Below are 16,118 nucleotides of genomic sequence, written 5' to 3'. Positions count from 1 at the left end.
ATTTGTGAGCCTCATGGGCCTGCATTATTTTCGGACGTGCTGGGCATTATGGCGAAGCAAGTGACATGCCCGGTCCGATTGACTCTGCGGCTGAGAGGTTCTTAACCTTTGGCGTCCGCGCTCGCATTCGCGCTTAAAGTTCTGAGCGAGTACGCTACAGATTTCGGGTCAACAATGATCGCACGGGTTCTCGGCCCCATTTAATCGGAGGAACGCACGACAATCACTTCGGGCCCTAGGCACCGGACTTTTGAACTGGCACCTAGGACGCTTGGCGATTTGATCCGAACAGACTCGCCACTTCGTTGAGATCGATGCCGCGTTAGACGGTACGGCCTTCTGCCTTTCCGAAGGTCTCATAGTGCTGGATTCCGGAGACGAATGCGCCTTCGCGAACGGCCTGCGCGACATCCTGATACTTCTCCAAATAGGCTTGTTCAAACCTCGCGCGCGCGAAGACATCTTCTGGAACAGCCTGAATCGGTCGGTTGATCCAGCAGGAGCACGACATCGGTTCCAACTTCATGTCCAAGTTCTGTGCATCGGGGCGCGAGAAGTAATGGAATACTAGCGATTTGCGCGTTCGCTGCGCATCGGCAATCGGGCCGCCACCGTGTAACAGATTGGCATGCCACACAAACACATCACCTTTCTTCGCTGCGAAGGTTATTTTGCTGAAACCTGCCTTCTCGACTTCCGCCTCCATGTATTCGTGCCACTTAGGCATTTCACCCGGAACGAAGTGACGCGTCCCATTGCTGAAGATCATCTGCTCGACCTTGTGACTACCCGGGAAGTACTCGAGTTGACCAGCATCGGCGTGAGCGTCCTCAAGGGCAATCCATGTTGCGATCAGATGATTCGGGGTAAGCGGCGTCATGTAGATCGAATCGACGTGCGGCGGCTGCTGACTACCTTTCTCGAAGTACAGGCTATTACAGAGCGCCGGATCGTGACCAAGCAGGTCGCGCAGTATCGGGGCGAGCCGGTCGGACAACGCCAGATTTCGCACGCCTGGCATGTCAAGATACAGGTCGTTGATCTTCATGCGCCGAGTCGCGATTTCTTGCGCGGAAAGAAGGCCGAGCAGGGTGCGCTCGCCGGTGTCCAGTAGATCGATCGTTACGTCCAGCGGGCGCTGCAGCTTGCGCTGTGCGATCGACTCGACAACGCTGTCAATCACTTCGGCAGAATAGAAGCCCGGCAAGAGGGCAAAGCCGTCTCGCTCGAAATTTTTCTTGGTTTTGTCCACGTGTTAGGTCTCCGCTTTCTCTCAGGTTGGTGGGGCCAATGGTAGGAAGTTTACCGCATTGTAATCGGGACGCGCCACGCAGCGTCGGCGCCCCTGTTTTAGCCTCCCGAGCTTGTAACGACAGGGGTGTCGCTGTAATAAGTCGGCATTGAACAATCCGAAGTGCCATACGCGGCGCGGCATTTCGGCCAGAACGGTGTTGTGGGAACTGCAGAAACGAAATGAACGCGTCCTACCAGTGATCGGTGAGAGCCAGGAAGAAGTTGAAGGCGGGCCCTCACGGGCCCACGGCGTTAAAGTGCCCAATCTGGAAGAGCGTGACGGTATTCACAGATTGGTTTCAACATTGCGCCGAATAAGGCAACGGGCCTAGTCGATGCAGACCTAGTGTGAACGAAACGACAGTTTTTTGTGGCCAACGTAGCTGGTAAATACCGGTACGATCACACCCACGAGGTGGGCGATTTCTTTCTTGTGCCACACGACTCCGAGCCAGGGTAAGAGATGAAATGCCAGCACCACGCTCACTACCCACGTCTGCAGCACGGCGACGAGATTCACCAACACGAAAAACATCGCGGATCGCGATGTCGAGTGAACGCTCTCCGTAAAGACGAACAACTTCGTCAAAATGAACGCGGTGATCATGCCTGCGATATACGCAAGCACGATCGCCGCCGAAAACGGCATCCAACTATTGAAGACGATCCTGCTGCCGAAATTCACGCCGGCCGCAACCCCGCCAGCCAGAAGAAATTTGACGAAACGTGGCGACACCAGCCGGCCCTTCGCGGTCCCCATGGGCATCGTCACAGCATCCTCGCCATCTTGCGCGCCAGACCGATACTTTCGGAAATGCCCCTATCTTCTGGATAGTAGTAGGACGTGTCGGCCACAAGCAGCCCCTTCACCGGAAGTTGGATCGGCGGGAGCCGGTCAAGAAACCCCGGCTCGCAAATCGGCTGTGCATAGCGATAACGACTCGCGCGCACATCGATGAAATCGTCGCTGGTCAAAGCCGGATTGATTTTCATCAGATACCGTTTCACCTTGTCGATGAAAACACTGTCCGCTTCCTGGTATTTCGCGTGCTCGCCTGGCATATAAAAGGGGACGTACACAATGTGTTCTCCGAGTGGGCGAAGGTTTGTGTACTCGACGATGCCAGGTATGTCCATGTCCGGATCGTTGACGTTCAGCCAGAAGTTCTGCGTCACAGCCTTCTTTAACTTGGCGATCACACAGACGACCGCTACATTCTTCACGCTCCGGAACGCTGCGGATACATCTGCGGGCAAATCCGGCATCACACGCGGAACGTACGGCAGAGGAATTGTGCTGATGACTTTGTCGAACTGCAGCAACTCTCCGTTGACCTCTACACCTTTGATCGCGCCGTCCTCAATCACAACCTTTTGTGCCGGCGACCGCAAGCGGAACTCCCCGCCGTTAGCCTCGATATATCGGCGCATGCCTTCGAGCAGCGTATCCGAACCGCCCTCAAGATAACCAAGCTTCTCGCGAAACAAATCGTAGCGCGACCGGCCGATGCGGCGAATGCGACTCCAGATCCATGCTGCGGACAAGTTGTACGCGTAGTCGTAGAACTTATAGTCGAACAGTTTGCGCCACAACACTTCCCACGCCTCTTCACCAATCCAGCGACGAATCCAACCGGACGCTTCAACGTGGTCGAGCGGACGCCAATCATTGCGCTTGGTGGACAGGAACGCGTGAAGGCCGTAGCGAATCTTCGCAGTCAGACTCAGCCCTTTGAACTTGAGCAGCGCGATCGGGTTACCCCAAGCCTGCACATGTCCCTGATAGTAATAGCCCATCTTGGTCTCGACCCACTTCAGTTGGTCCTCGATACCAAGTTCGCGCAGCACCTCAAAGAACGCGTGATCGGAAATCGCGTGGAAGTGGTAATAGCGCTCGATGGACAATCCACCGAAATCAAAACATGCGGCCATGCCGCCCACGCGGTCGTCTGCCTCGAATATCACGGGCTTACGTCCGTCTTTAACCAACTGGTACGCGACCCCGAGGCCCATGGGACCTGCACCCAAAACCGCGATCTTTTCGTCTTTCATCAATATTCCCTACATCAAAATTCAAGCGCGATCTGGCTGTACACAGGGTCGTTGAAGGTTTCATGCATCGCCTTGGCAAATGGCGTGGCCTTGATCTGGAATATGCCCTCCCAGTCAATCACCTCGAACTCGTCGCCGGCAGTCAACGCTTTCAACTGATCCGCCGTAAAAGGCGGATTCTTGTCGAACAGTGCGTAAACCTTCAACAGAGCATAGAACAGTCCGTACGGAATACGCACGATCGCACAACGGGCGTTCGTGGCCGCCTTGATTTGACGAATAATGTCAATGTAGTCAACGCGCTCCAGCCCTGTGATGTTGAACACCTTGCCGCTGATACGCGACTCGATGCAACTGATAATCACGTTGCAAAAATCCCCTGCATAGAGTGGTTGACGCATGTAGCGCCCACTTCCGGGGATCGGAAAGAGCGGCACGCGTTGCATGAAGCGCGAAAGCCAGCCAAGATGTTTGCGGTCAAACCAGCCGAACATGAGTGTCGGGCGCAGCACCACGCATTCAATGCCTGATGCAAGCACCATCTCCTCCTGCTGCTTCTTGGTATCGGTATAGAAATCGTCGCCCACGGATTCCACTACAGATGAACTTATGTGCACCGTGTAGGGGACCTTGAATTGCTTGATCGCCGACAACACGTGCGTCGTAGACGTTAAGTTGTTGCGAATGAACGGCTCGATAGTCGGGCCACCAATCTGTGCCTGCAACATCACGACAACGTCCGCGCCTTCAAAGTGACGAGTCCAATCGCCCGGCTCAGCCAGATCCACGTGCTCGATGGTGATGTCAGGATGCACGCTGCGCAAGACTTCGATATTGGCCCGATGTTTGTCGAGCACAACCAGGTTCGTATACCCGTGCTGCTTGAGACGAGCGACAAGGTTCTGGCCGACAAGGCCAGCGCCACCCGGGAGAATGATGCGCGTATCGTTCATTGATCTATCGTTCAGATTACTCGAGTTTAGGTGATGCGCCGCGCACGGACTAACGCATGCTCGCGCCAGATAACGCAATATTTTAAGCTTTGCGAAACGCCCCTTCTCAGCTGGGGCTGCAGTTCAAGTTCATCATCGCCGTCTGGTTCGAACCGTAGCACGCGCGCTATTGGGCAGCTTGTTCAGGCACTTTACCTGTGTTGGGCAATGCACAGTAGGTATCCCCGCGTTTCGCCAGGACACGGATAGTCTTCCCATCGGCACGGAAAAACCCTGTCCAGCCAACACGGCCGCCGTCGAGTTTTAGCAGCGTCTGGACATCTGGCCGCTGCTTGCCGACGATCCCGTAGCCCCGCGAATCGTTTAGCGCATTGACGATGACGACATCCGTCGGCTGCACTTTCGCATCCTGATCAAAGATCCAGCCGCTGGCCATATATCGACCCGGCGTACCGGTCGGCTTGATCAGATCGATCGCGCCTTCGCACGCACGACTCGCCGTAGCTTGTTCCGGCGCACACGGATAGTCCCGCGAGCATCGCTTGAAGATCGACAGACCCCGAGCCTGCGCGGCTTGCGCAGTAACCCGAAGCTGTTCGACTGCGGGATACACAGCATGTGTCCATTCGCTATCGTATACGCCCTCGCGCACCGCGAGTCCGGCCAACTTTCGGGCGAACAACTGGTCCCGGTCCGGTCTGAAAGCGGCACCCTGATACGACAAAATCGCGGCAAGCGCCAAGGCAAACAGCCCGGCGTTCACGGCGCGAGCCCCCGGACGGCGTGCGTTGACCCAGAAGTAAAGCAGAAGCGACAACCATGCAAACAGTGACGACGTGGCGTAACGATGCGCAAGTGCGGACTCGATACCAAACGGTAAGCGCCCCCCGGCGGTAATGAACGCGCAGCCGCATACAAAAACGGCGAAAGCGAGAAATGCAGGCGCGCGAGTCTCACGGCCGCGTCCGAGCCACAAACCAACCAGTGTTGCGACCACGACAATGGCGCCAGCCAGATAGGTAAGCGGAAGCTGTGCCGTTGCGGCCCAAACTGGAGCACCAAGATAAAGCAGCACGTACTCAACCACCTCTATCGGATGATGGAGTACGGAATTCAGCACGCTTCCGTGCAACGGTGGCGACACGTAGTGCCTGAAGTATGCAACCCATACCAGAGCGGTTGCGAGTCCTAACAGCGCGACGCGCTGCTTTGACAGACCGAGGTAGAGTGAAAAGACGAGCAGCACCGGCAGCACCAACAGGCCGCTAGCCATCCAGCACGCGGCAAGCGCGCCATATAGCAACGCCAGCAAAAACTGGCCGCTTCTTTGAGTGGTATCACGGCTACGCGCCAATGCATCGAACGCCAACATCGCAAATAGATAGGCGCCAAACCACTGGTTTTGAAATCCCCAAGTCAGGTTCTCATCCTGTATCCAAGAGAAGGCCACCGTTACTATGACGCCGGCAAGCGCAATCCCTTCGGTCCACGTCAGGCGCATACCGCGCGACGCGATGCGGCCGACGGTTACTGCCAAGGCCCCGAGCAGAACAAGATTAGCCACGAGGTCGACGACATTGCGCCCGCCGAACCATCGAATGTCCGTCCAGAAAATCAACCTTGGCAACAGCAGTCTATGCTCGTTGTGTTGCTCCCACAGTACCGACCAATGGTCTGCGAAGCGCACATAGCCGCCCAGGGAGCCGTCCCATTGGTCCCAGAACGGTACGGGAGAATAGCTCCTCACCACACCTATGACACAACTGACAATGACGAACAATCCACAGAGCCCGAGTACCCACGCAGCGACAGCTGCCAGACGCACCCTCACAACGACGCCCTCTTGAACAAAAACCCCGGCACCGATCGAATGATCAACATGATCCCCGACCAGAACCACGGCGTATAAATCGAATCCTTCTTCCGCTCGACCGCGCGCACGATATCGTTCGCGACACGCTCAGGTGTAGCGACAAGCGGCCCCGGCAACGGCATGCCGGCGGTCATCGGTGTATCCACGAACCCCGGCTTGATCGTCAGCACATGCACGCCTGACTTGAAAAGCCTCGCGCGCAATCCTTCACAAAACGTTGTGACGGCGGCCTTCGCGGTCCCGTAGACATAGTTCGAGGGCCGCCCACGATCACCGGCCACCGACGAAATCACCGCGATCACACCGCTCTTCGCGCTTTCCATGAGATTGGCCAGCGGGGTCAGCAACGCGATAACCGACAAACCATTGGTCGACAGCTCGCGCAACGCGACTTTCACATCCTGTTCGCAGGCTTTCTGATCAGACAATGTGCCATGCGCGATCAATGCAACATCGATGCCGCCTAGCGCCTCTACGCACGCATCGAGCATCGGTTGATGTGCATCGAAGTCGTTCATGTCCAGCACATGGCTCGTCGCCGCCTTGGCGCCGCGCGCCACGAGATCCGCCGCAATCTGTTCCAGGCGCTCCGCCTGCCGCCCGACGAGAAACAGCGTCGCGCCTTCGGACGCCCAACGGCGTGCACAGGCGATCGCAATTGCAGACGTCGCACCGACTATCAGGACTTTTTTCATGTTTGTGTTGTTCGTTGCCAAAAACGTGACATCAGCGCGGGATCGCGCAATGCCTCCAACTGACGCCACGCCGGATAGGCGAGCTGGAAATCGCTCGCCGACATATGCGCGTCCTTCGCCGGATACAACCGCCCGCCGGCTTCCCGGACGATTGCGTCGAGCCGCTCGAACAGATGGCGATTGCGTTCATCATGCTGCGGAAAATCCAGCGCGAGCGACGCACCCGCCATCGGAAAAGACAACAGGCCTGGTGAGACCAGTGCGCCGCAGCGTTTGAGCACTGCGAGAAAGGAGCCCGTACCGCTTTCCCCAATCGCCTCCAGGATCGCGTGCATGCCGTCGCGGGAGTTAGCCTGAGGCAGCACGCACTGATACTGTTGAAACCCGCGCTTGCCGTAAATGCGGTGCCACTCGAGCAGACCGTCGAGCGGGTAGAAGTAGCTGTCGTAGTCGACTTCGCTTTGAACTGTTTTGTTTTGCTGACGGTTGTAGTACAGCGCGTTGAATGCGCGCAAGGTCAGCGGATTGATCAGCGAGATTGGCGGCGTCACCGGCACGGTGCGCTTCTTCTTGATCGGCAGTTGCAGATCGCCATCCGCCGAATGATCCCCGACCATGAAGATGCCGCGTCCGAGCGCTGCGCCACGGCTCAGGCAATCGATCCATGCAACGCTGTACTCGTGCTTGCTGTCGAGTTCTTCCGACAACGCAAAGAATTCGTCGAGATTGCCGAACCGTATGCTCGTCACCGACACGCGGCTCGAGCGGATCGGCATCAGCTGAATTTCCACCCAGGCGATCACACCGGTGAGCCCGAGGCCACCAATCGACGCGGCAAACCATTCGGCATTCTCTTCCGGCGAGCATTCGAGCGGCTCGCGCTCCGAGCGCAACAACGCAAAGCGGCGTACGTGACGGCCGAACGTGCCTCGCACGTGGTGGTTCTTGCCGTGAACATCGTTGGCCACCGCGCCGCCGAGTGTCACGTACTTCGTGCCCGGCGTGACAGGCAGCATCCAGCCTCGCGGCACGGACAGTTGCAAAACGTCGCCCAGCGTGGCGCCGGCTTCAGCACGCACAACGCCGGTTTGCCAGTCGGCGGAGATAAAGCGATCGAGCGGTTGCATATGCACTACGTGATCGCTGGCGGCGAGACAACTGTCTCCGTAGCTGCGGCCATTTCCATAGGCCAGCGTCGTGCCGTTGGCGCTCGCAACCTGCTCCCAGGTCGCGCGCAGCCGGTCGCGCCACGGCACCGGATGCGCAGCCTGCGGGTGATAGGGGTATCGCCCCCACGACTTGAGCGGGCCCGTCATATCGCGAGCCAGAAAACCAGGCCCATCAACGCCACGATCAGCAGGCTGGTACGGTCTTTCGCGGCGAACACGACCGGATCGTCATGCATCAGCCCTCGGTGCGTGATTAGCCATGTGCGGCTGATCCAGTAGAGCAGCAACGGACATGCCAGCCAGATCACCTGCGGATGGCCGTATAGATGCGTCGTCTTCGAGTCCTGAATGTAAAGCGCCAACACCAGCACTGAAAGATAGCCGGACGCAGCGCCGAGCGACGAGATCATCGGCAGATCGTCGGCCACGTAACCGCGCCCGCGTGCCTTCGCGCCGCCCGCGGCGCGGGTCGCGTGCAGTTCAGCGTAGCGCTTGACGAGCGCCAGGCTCAAAAACAGAAACATCGAGAAACCCAGCAGCCAGAACGTCAGTGTCATTCTGAACGCTGCAGTGCCAGCGATGATGCGTGCGGTATAGAGCATCGCCAGCACCACGACGTCCAGAATCACGCGGCGCTTGAGCAGGAACGAATACGCCATCGTCAGCACGTAGTAGCCGGCCAGCACCGCAGCAAACCGCCACGGCAGCCAGATTAGCGCGCCCGCAAAGGCGCCGATCGCGAGGACCGGAAACGCCACCATGCCCCATACAATTGACAACGAACCCGATGCGAACGGACGTCGCCGCTTGGTCGGATGGTGCCGGTCGTCGTCGAGATCGAGCAGATCGTTGAGCAGATAGACGCTCGACGCACACAGACCGAATAGCACAAACGCGAGCACGCCGCGCACGTCGAGCACCCACGACGACACCTGATGCGACGCCAGCAACGGAATGAAGATCAGCAGGTTCTTCAACCACTGATGCATGCGCAGCGCCTTGATCCACACGTGCAGTGGATTCTTGCGTGTTTGCAGCACGCTCTCGACATTGCCGAGTTTGTGCGCACGCCGCTCAACGCCGGGCGAGGGATTCACGACATAGGCGCGCTCGGCGGCCTCCCATACAGCGAGATCGTCGTGCGAATTGCCAGCATAATCGAAACCCTTGTTACCAAACTCGCGCACCAGCGCATCACGCTTGCGACCGGACGATAGATTCACCTTACCGTCGCTGCCGAGCGTCTTGTCGAACAAACCGAGATGTCCCGAGATCGCCTCGGCGTAGCGCGCATCGCTTGCGGTCGCCAGCACCAGTGTGCGGCCGGCGGCTCGCTCACGCTTGAGCCACTCGATCACTTTCGAGTCATATGGCAAAGTCGCAACGTCGACGTGAGTCGCCTCGGCCAACTTCGCCTTGAGATGCGCCTTACCTCCGCGTGCGAACCAGATTAACGGACGATAGAACCGCAACGGGTGCGCCTTCAGATAGGCAAAACCCGTCTCGATCAACATATCCGATCGCATCAGCGTGCCGTCCAGGTCGACGGCCAACGTTTTCCACTGCATTTCGCTAACCCTTCCCCTTGCCGCATCACGCGACTTCCTGGTATAGCGCACTATATGCTTTGCCAAGCGCCTCGCCTGAAAACAGCGTCTCGTATCGCTCGCGCGCGGCTCGTCCCATGGCCGCCGCTAACGCGTCATCGCTCAGCAGCGCATTCATCGCGCCAGCCAGTTCTTTTGATTGTTCCGGCGCGACGACAAACCCAGTCACGCCGTTCTGATTGACGTAGGACGTCCCCGAACCCACCTCGCAGCACACCATCGGCTTTCCGAACATGGCCGCCTCCACCAACACCATGCCGAACGCTTCAGAGCGCAAGTGCGACGGTAGCACCATCGCGCGGCATCCCTTGAGCAGCGCGACCTTTTCTTCGTGCGTCACCTGCCCCGCAAAAACGACATTGGTCGCGCCAGTTTGCCGGGCCAACGCCGCCAGGCGCTCCCGCTCCGGGCCCGAACCGGCGATCACAATTTTCGCATCGACGTGGCTCGCAGCCTCAATCAGCGTATGCAAGCCTTTGTAATAGCGCAGTACGCCGAGCGCAAGAAAATATGGCTCATCGCCGACTAGACCCAGCCGGTTCGCGACGTCGCTTTGCGCATCCCCCGGATGTGGTTCATCACGGTAGTCGATGATGCCGAGCGGAATGGTCTTCAGCCGGTCTCTCGACACGCATTCCGTCAGCGTCTCGCTGGTTTGCGCATAGGCAGGCGAGGTCGCAACCACTGCGGACATGCTGCGCAGCGTACGCCGCATCAACGGCCCGTAGACAGCGCCAAGCGCCTTCTGCCGCACGATGTCCGAGTGATACGTCATCACCGTCGGCTTGTTCTTGCAGCCGAGCAGATGCAGCACGTCCGCGAACGGCCACGGGAAGTGGAAATGCACGACGTCGGCCCAGTCGGCCATCTCGCGATACTTCATTAATGCGCTCGGGCCGCCCAGATCGCACGATGCCGGCGCCGCCCACGATTTGGCGCGTATGACGCGCCCTTCGGGATAGTCGATCTCCGTCGGCGTAGGTGTCGGCGATAGCGTAAGGATGCGTGTCTCGACGCCGCACGCGAGCGTCGACAGTGCCACCTGCCGGATCGCTTCCTGCAAGCCGCCTGGTGGATCGGGGAAGTAGGTGCGGTAGACATGAACAACTTTCACGTGCGCACCTCCGCGCCGCCGCGTTGTTGTGCGCTGGCGCGGCTCGATTTGTCGCTGGCAAAAGTAATCTGCAGCATCTTGTCGAGGCGTCGTTCCCAGGTGTTGTCGCCCACTGCCGCGCGCGCCTCGTCGGCGCTCAGCTTGCCGCGTACGAGCTGTTTCTCGATAGCAGCAACAAAGGCTTGAACATCACCGCCGACCTCGAGACCCGCACGCGGTTCTTTCGCGAAGTCGAGCGGCGTCGACACCACCGGCAAGCCCGCCGCCAGGTACTCGAAAAACTTCATCGGGAACATCGAGCGGGTGTACTCGTTCAGCAAAGTCGGCAGCACGCCGACCTGCATGCCGCGTAAATACTGCGGCAAGCTCGGGTAGCTGCGATAGCCGAACAGATGCACGTTGGGCAGACGCTCCAGTTGCGCCAACAGCTCGCTGCGCTGCCCTTCCCGCTGCTCGCCGATGATGATCCACTGCCATTCCGGCCGCGCCTGCGCGGTCTCCAGAAGCAACGGAAAGTCGATCTTGAAGTCGGACAGCACGCCGTGATACACGAGTCGCGGTTCGGGAATGACCGCCAGCTCTGCAGGCAGCGGCCCTGCTTCGAGCGCCTGACCGAAGTGCGCATCGTCCACTACGTTGCCGAAGTAATGTGTGTTCCGGTTATACGGAAGACACGTCTCCTGCAGCGATTTCGCGGTCGTGAAGACGGCTTCGCATTGCGCGAGCAGCGCTATCTGCGCATTGTTGAACGCAGCGACATCGACGCCCGGAATCGCGGCGATATCGTCGACGCAGTGATAAACGAGCGGCCCGCGCTCGAGTGTGGCGATCGCGTCCAGCATGAACGGGTGGTAGGTCCACACAACCGGCTCGACGAACCGATGTCCTTTCGCGAACCGGCTCACCGACCAGCGCAGCAATGCCTGATTCAGCGCGCGCACAAACGGCCAGTGATGCTTGGCGGGCACCATCAGTGGCGACAACACCCAGATGTTCGCGGCACGCCGCGGCGGCCCGACGACGAGCGACTGCATGCCACGCCACAAGCGGCGCCACAAGCGGGCCCAGTCGCGCCCGCTGCCGACCTTCGGCGAACGGAACCCGACGCTCTCCACATACAGCACCCGCCAGCCGCGCGCGGCCAGAATGCTCGCCGTATGCTGCTTGTTCGTCCAATAAGGTTCGTCCCAGTCGGCAGTCGAAAACAACACGGTGTCTCGCGCGGCGCGCACGCTGTTCTCGCGCTCAACCACTGAACACCTCGACGGGGCGGCCCAGCAGGCTCTCGAGAATACGCTGCGACGCGAGGCCGTCGCCATACGGGTTCGCGCGATTGCGCAGCGCCTCACGGCGCGCCGGATCGTCGAGCCAGCCGATCGCCGCGCGTTCGATACTCTCCGCCGCCTGGCCAGCCAGCGTCGCAAAGCCTGCATCGACGCCTTCGCGCCGCTCGGTATGATTGCGCATCACGACGACCGGCACGCCGAAGGTCGGCGCTTCTTCCTGAATACCGCCCGAGTCGCTCACCACCAACGCGCTGCGGCTGATCAGATAAAGGCTGGTCGGATAATCGACCGGCTCGATCAAGGCGAGGTTCGAGATGCCATCCAGTTCACGCAGCACAGGCCCGCGCACGGCGGGATTCAAATGCACCGGGAAGACCCACCGGTAATCGCTATAGCGTTGGCACAGATCGCGCAGCACGCGGCAGATGCCTTGCAGCACCTCGCCGAAATTTTCACGCCGATGGCAGGTGACGAGAATGTGCTGCTTCTCGGCGCCTTGCCATTCCGGCAACGGACTTTCCGGGGGCGTATCGTCCCAACTCCGGCGCACTGCCGCAATCGCGTCGACCACCGTGTTGCCCGTGACGACGATTCTTTCCGCTGCAATTCCCTCGTTCAGCAGATTCTGGCGGGCAAGCTCGGTAGGGGCGAAATGCAGCGTCGTGATGCGGCTCAGCAGGCTGCGATTCGCTTCCTCGGGAAACGGGCTCGCCAGATCGCCGGTGCGCAAGCCGGCTTCCACGTGTCCAACCGGAATCCCGCGATGAAATGCCGCGAGGCCGGCGCAAAACGCGGTCGTCGTATCGCCTTGCACGATCACCCAATCGGGACGCACCTGCTCCAGCGCCCGGTCGAGCGCGGCCAACAGGCGCGACGACAACGCATTCAGCGATTGCCCCGGGCTCATCGTGTCGAGCGTGATATCCGGTTCGATGCCGAAGAACTCGAGCGCCTGCGCAGCCATTTCCTTGTGCTGACCGCTCGCGCAAACGATGGTGTCGACCTCGGCGCGCAACGCACGCACGACCGGCGCCAGCTTGATGACCTCGGGCCGCGTGCCCATCACAACCATGACTTTCATTGCAATGGCTTCCCGACCTCGACCTGCACGTGAGCACCGCGAAACTCGACGCCCAGCGCCAAAGGCGCTGCGCCGCCAGACGGAGTCTGGATACGGAATACGCCGCCTTCTTCGATCACCTGCGTCAGTGATCTGAACTTGAGAAAATCGAGCGCTGCTTCTTCGTTCATGAAGAGCGGCTTTTGCGCCCGGCTCCTGATGTAAGCGATGAACTGCTCGTGCGCATCGATGCGCAACGGCTCGTCCGGCCAGCCATACTGATAACGTTCGGAGAACGGATGGTCGAGATAGCCGAACAGCGTATTGGTTTCATAGGCAAGATCGAAGGCCCGCTTGAAAATGGCCAGCGGATCGCCCGCCTTGAGCATGCAATCGCCGTGCAGCATGCACTGCTGGCTATGCCCGATGAAGCCTGCCGGCAGGCCCGCCAACACGCCGCCACGGGCCGTCAGGAACTCCGGATCGTTGCGGATGATCCCGCCGATGCATCCTTCGTAGCCGGCATCAGCCAGGCCTCGCATCGCATACGGCGGCGACTGGTGAAACGGCGAAACGGCGTAGCGCACCGGCTTGCCGGTCACCTCTTTGAGCAAGGCCGCGGATTGACGCCCTTCTTCGAGCGCGGCGCCATAGCTGCCGCCCCAGTTCGGCGCGTGCGTCGCCGTGTGCGAGAGCACCGCGCCGTCCTTGTCAGCCAGCAGTTCGCGAAGAATGCCGTGATGCTCCGCGCGGCTCAGGTTTTGCGTGTGAACAGCCAGGGTGAAAGGCACACCCAGGCGTTGATAGGTCTGCCACAACGGACGCGCCGACTCGACGTCTTCGTCGCAATCGAGCCGCGACGTAATCGCGGCGTCGTAGCCCCATGGCAGCTCGCTCAGCACCGGATGACACGGCAGCGTTTGCGACCGGTAGCCCGACAGGAAATTTTCGACGGTGCGCCACTCAAATGAATCGCACGGGCCGACCGCGCGGTTGAACCACAGCACGCTCGCCGGGCCGACGTCCCACAGCGCTGCGTACGAGAATCGCCGCTCACCCGCTATATCGACCGATGCGAGCTCCGCGTCCGCGGGAGCCTGGCCCGCTTGCGAGACCGCCCAGATCGAGCCGTCGCCGCGAACAGCGCCGAAGCCGAGATTGTTCCATTCGTCGGTGAAGTCGAAACGCTCGAATGGCCGGCGCCATTGCCGGCCACCTAGTGCTTGTGCCAACGCTGTGTAACGCACAACCGCGCCGCTCTCACGCGCTTCGCCTGATGGCGCGGACTCGCTGCGGCTCGCTCCTGCCAACTCGGCCGGCAACGCCTCAGCCTGATAGTTCAGATGCTGCGCCAGCGCGGCGGGCACGCGGCCGAACACCACGAGCTTGCGTGGTTGATCGCGCAACCATTCGAGCAGGTCGACGCCCCAATCGTCGGGCACGTCGACTGCGAATACCACGCCCGGCGCGATCGAGCGCAACGCACTGCGCGAGATCGATTGCGCCTGGGTGGCGCTGACAGAGCGCTGCACGGCCGCCAATACATATTGGCCGGCCTCTGCCGACGCGTCTGAGAACAGAATTCCGATCATGCAGTCACCACGTGGCGAAATTTGGCCCGGCTGCCGACGCGCACCAGATCGTCGTGCCCAACATAGGCAATCGTGAAAGCGTCCTGCCAGAAGTGACGCAGCTTGTTGGTCGTTTCTTCTGCGTTTGCGAACGGCTCGAGCACGATCCGCAGGGTCGGCGGCGTGGTTCGCAGATCGATCTGAAACTCCTGAATCCCGCCGACGCGATGGTCGAGCATGTCCTGAATATGGTGCGTCGGATGCGCCACGCCGTTGATCGGCACGACGTCATGAATCCGTCCGACGACGTTTGTCAGGAAGAAGCCCTTGTCGGTCTCTTCCACGCGCGCGAGGTCGCCCGTCGCGTAGCGGATCAACGGCATCAACCGGTTGCGGAAACCCGTGAACACGAGTTCGTGCGCACCGTCGGGATTGCCTTCGGACACGCGGCTCTCCGGCCATCCTTCGGATTCGAGAATCTGGAAGCCGCCCTCGTGCCCGTCGAGTTCATAGGCCATCACGCCGAGCTCGGCGAGACCGTAGCGGTCGATCACCCGGCAACGCAGCGCCGACGCAATCATCTCGCGCGCATGCGGCTCGAGCAGTTCGCCGCTCGACTCGAACACCTCGAATGCTTTGCCGCCGCCGTACTTGCGCTGCACATAGCAGGCGAGCGCATACATGGTCGACGGATGCGAGTGCGCCAGGTACGGCTTGCGGCGCTTGAGCGTCTGCCACATTTCTTCGAGACCCTGATCGTCGATGCGATCGAAGAAAATGTTGCTGCGATTCATCGCGAAGCACTTGAAGTCTTCACGCGACGGCCATTCCGGAATCACCTGATCCGGGAAGCGGCAGGCAAAGTGCAGTTCCGAGCGATGGCGCAGCTTGCCGATCCGTTCGCGCGCATACGACGTGACGGCCGATGAATAATCAGCGCCGACCTGATCGTAGTAGATCGTGGTCGACAGTCCGGTCGAGCCGCCGGTCTTGCACGCATGATGCCGGCCCGCTTCGAGCGGCCCCGACAGCAGGCGCGGCCCCTGCTCGCGGATGATGTCCTTGGTCAGATACGGAAGCTCTTCCAGATAGCGCGGGTCCTGCTTGACCTTCGCCGGATCGAACTGCCGCGCCTGAAACAGGTCGCGATAATACGGCACTTGCGCACCGGCGAACTCGAGCATGCCGGCCAGCCGGTCGAGCGCGATGCGGCGGCGCTCCGGCATCGGCAGCACATAGTGCTGCCGCAACTCTTCGATCTTTGGACGGACGCTGCGCTTTTCGCGGCTCTCGGCAATCGGATAGGCGATATAGCCGCCGGCAAAGCCCTTGAGCGTGCGAAACGGCTGTCGCACCAGCAAAGACTCGGAGTACCGCAGAAATGGATGATTAGCTCGCATGACATTCGAACCTTGTTGCGCCTGTGGGGCACGCACCGGGCAGCC

At 60.1% G+C, this 16,118-nt stretch carries 13 protein-coding genes; all 13 read right to left on the bottom strand.

The genetic code is table 11. The features are described from left to right. Positions 1-322 precede the first annotated feature (322 nt). The 13 genes from AC3WLT_RS15365 to AC3WLT_RS15305 all read right to left on the bottom strand — a co-directional run bounded on the left by AC3WLT_RS15365 (position 323) and on the right by AC3WLT_RS15305 (position 16,073). Positions 323-1,252, bottom strand: a complete 930-nt coding sequence (locus tag AC3WLT_RS15365; RefSeq protein ID WP_492592568.1) for a phytanoyl-CoA dioxygenase family protein — start codon at positions 1,250-1,252, stop codon at positions 323-325. 384 nt (positions 1,253-1,636) lie between these two features. Beyond that, positions 1,637-2,059 carry a GtrA family protein gene (locus AC3WLT_RS15360; RefSeq protein WP_492592567.1) on the bottom strand — a complete coding sequence of 141 codons (423 nt, stop codon included), beginning with the start codon at positions 2,057-2,059 and terminating at the stop codon, positions 1,637-1,639. 2 nt (positions 2,060-2,061) lie between these two features. Beyond that, entirely contained in the window at positions 2,062-3,345 is a 1,284-nt protein-coding gene (locus tag AC3WLT_RS15355; RefSeq protein ID WP_492592566.1) for an NAD(P)/FAD-dependent oxidoreductase, read from the bottom strand. A gap of 14 nt (positions 3,346-3,359) precedes the next feature. Continuing rightward, positions 3,360-4,298: an NAD-dependent epimerase/dehydratase family protein gene (locus AC3WLT_RS15350; protein ID WP_492592565.1), complete on the bottom strand. Its 939-nt coding sequence runs from the start codon at positions 4,296-4,298 to the stop codon at positions 3,360-3,362. 166 nt (positions 4,299-4,464) lie between these two features. Next, positions 4,465-6,078, bottom strand: coding sequence for a hypothetical protein (locus AC3WLT_RS15345; protein WP_492592564.1), 1,614 nt, complete (start codon positions 6,076-6,078; stop codon positions 4,465-4,467). A 47-nt stretch (positions 6,079-6,125) separates the two neighbouring features. Next, positions 6,126-6,866 (bottom strand): SDR family oxidoreductase, encoded by a 741-nt coding sequence (locus tag AC3WLT_RS15340; protein WP_492592563.1) that lies wholly within the window; start codon positions 6,864-6,866, stop codon positions 6,126-6,128. After that, on the bottom strand, positions 6,863-8,182 hold the full coding sequence (locus tag AC3WLT_RS15335) for an FAD-binding oxidoreductase (RefSeq protein ID WP_492592562.1): 1,320 nt from the start codon (positions 8,180-8,182) through the stop codon (positions 6,863-6,865). The genes AC3WLT_RS15340 and AC3WLT_RS15335 overlap by 4 nt, the downstream gene beginning before the upstream one ends. Next, positions 8,179-9,603 (bottom strand): UbiA family prenyltransferase, encoded by a 1,425-nt coding sequence (locus AC3WLT_RS15330; RefSeq protein ID WP_492592616.1) that lies wholly within the window; start codon positions 9,601-9,603, stop codon positions 8,179-8,181. The genes AC3WLT_RS15335 and AC3WLT_RS15330 overlap by 4 nt, the downstream gene beginning before the upstream one ends. A 25-nt stretch (positions 9,604-9,628) precedes the next feature. Further along, positions 9,629-10,756: a glycosyltransferase gene (locus AC3WLT_RS15325; RefSeq protein ID WP_492592561.1), complete on the bottom strand. Its 1,128-nt coding sequence runs from the start codon at positions 10,754-10,756 to the stop codon at positions 9,629-9,631. Next, complete coding sequence (locus AC3WLT_RS15320; protein ID WP_492592560.1) at positions 10,753-12,009, bottom strand: glycosyltransferase; 1,257 nt, start codon at positions 12,007-12,009, stop codon at positions 10,753-10,755. The genes AC3WLT_RS15325 and AC3WLT_RS15320 overlap by 4 nt, the downstream gene beginning before the upstream one ends. Next, positions 12,002-13,123 carry a non-hydrolyzing UDP-N-acetylglucosamine 2-epimerase gene (wecB, locus tag AC3WLT_RS15315; RefSeq protein ID WP_492592559.1) on the bottom strand — a complete coding sequence of 374 codons (1,122 nt, stop codon included), beginning with the start codon at positions 13,121-13,123 and terminating at the stop codon, positions 12,002-12,004. The genes AC3WLT_RS15320 and wecB overlap by 8 nt, the downstream gene beginning before the upstream one ends. Further along, positions 13,120-14,694: a polysaccharide deacetylase gene (locus AC3WLT_RS15310; RefSeq protein ID WP_492592558.1), complete on the bottom strand. Its 1,575-nt coding sequence runs from the start codon at positions 14,692-14,694 to the stop codon at positions 13,120-13,122. Before AC3WLT_RS15310 ends, wecB begins: the two co-directional genes overlap by 4 nt. Then, on the bottom strand, positions 14,691-16,073 hold the full coding sequence (locus AC3WLT_RS15305; RefSeq protein WP_492592557.1) for a phenylacetate--CoA ligase family protein: 1,383 nt from the start codon (positions 16,071-16,073) through the stop codon (positions 14,691-14,693). The genes AC3WLT_RS15310 and AC3WLT_RS15305 overlap by 4 nt, the downstream gene beginning before the upstream one ends. Between the last annotated feature and the right edge of the window lie 45 nt (positions 16,074-16,118).

This window comes from Paraburkholderia sp. FW306-2-2C-D06C (genome assembly GCF_058781505.1).
Note: the sequence above shows the minus strand (reverse complement) of the source record. Positions and strands in the feature narration are given on the sequence as shown.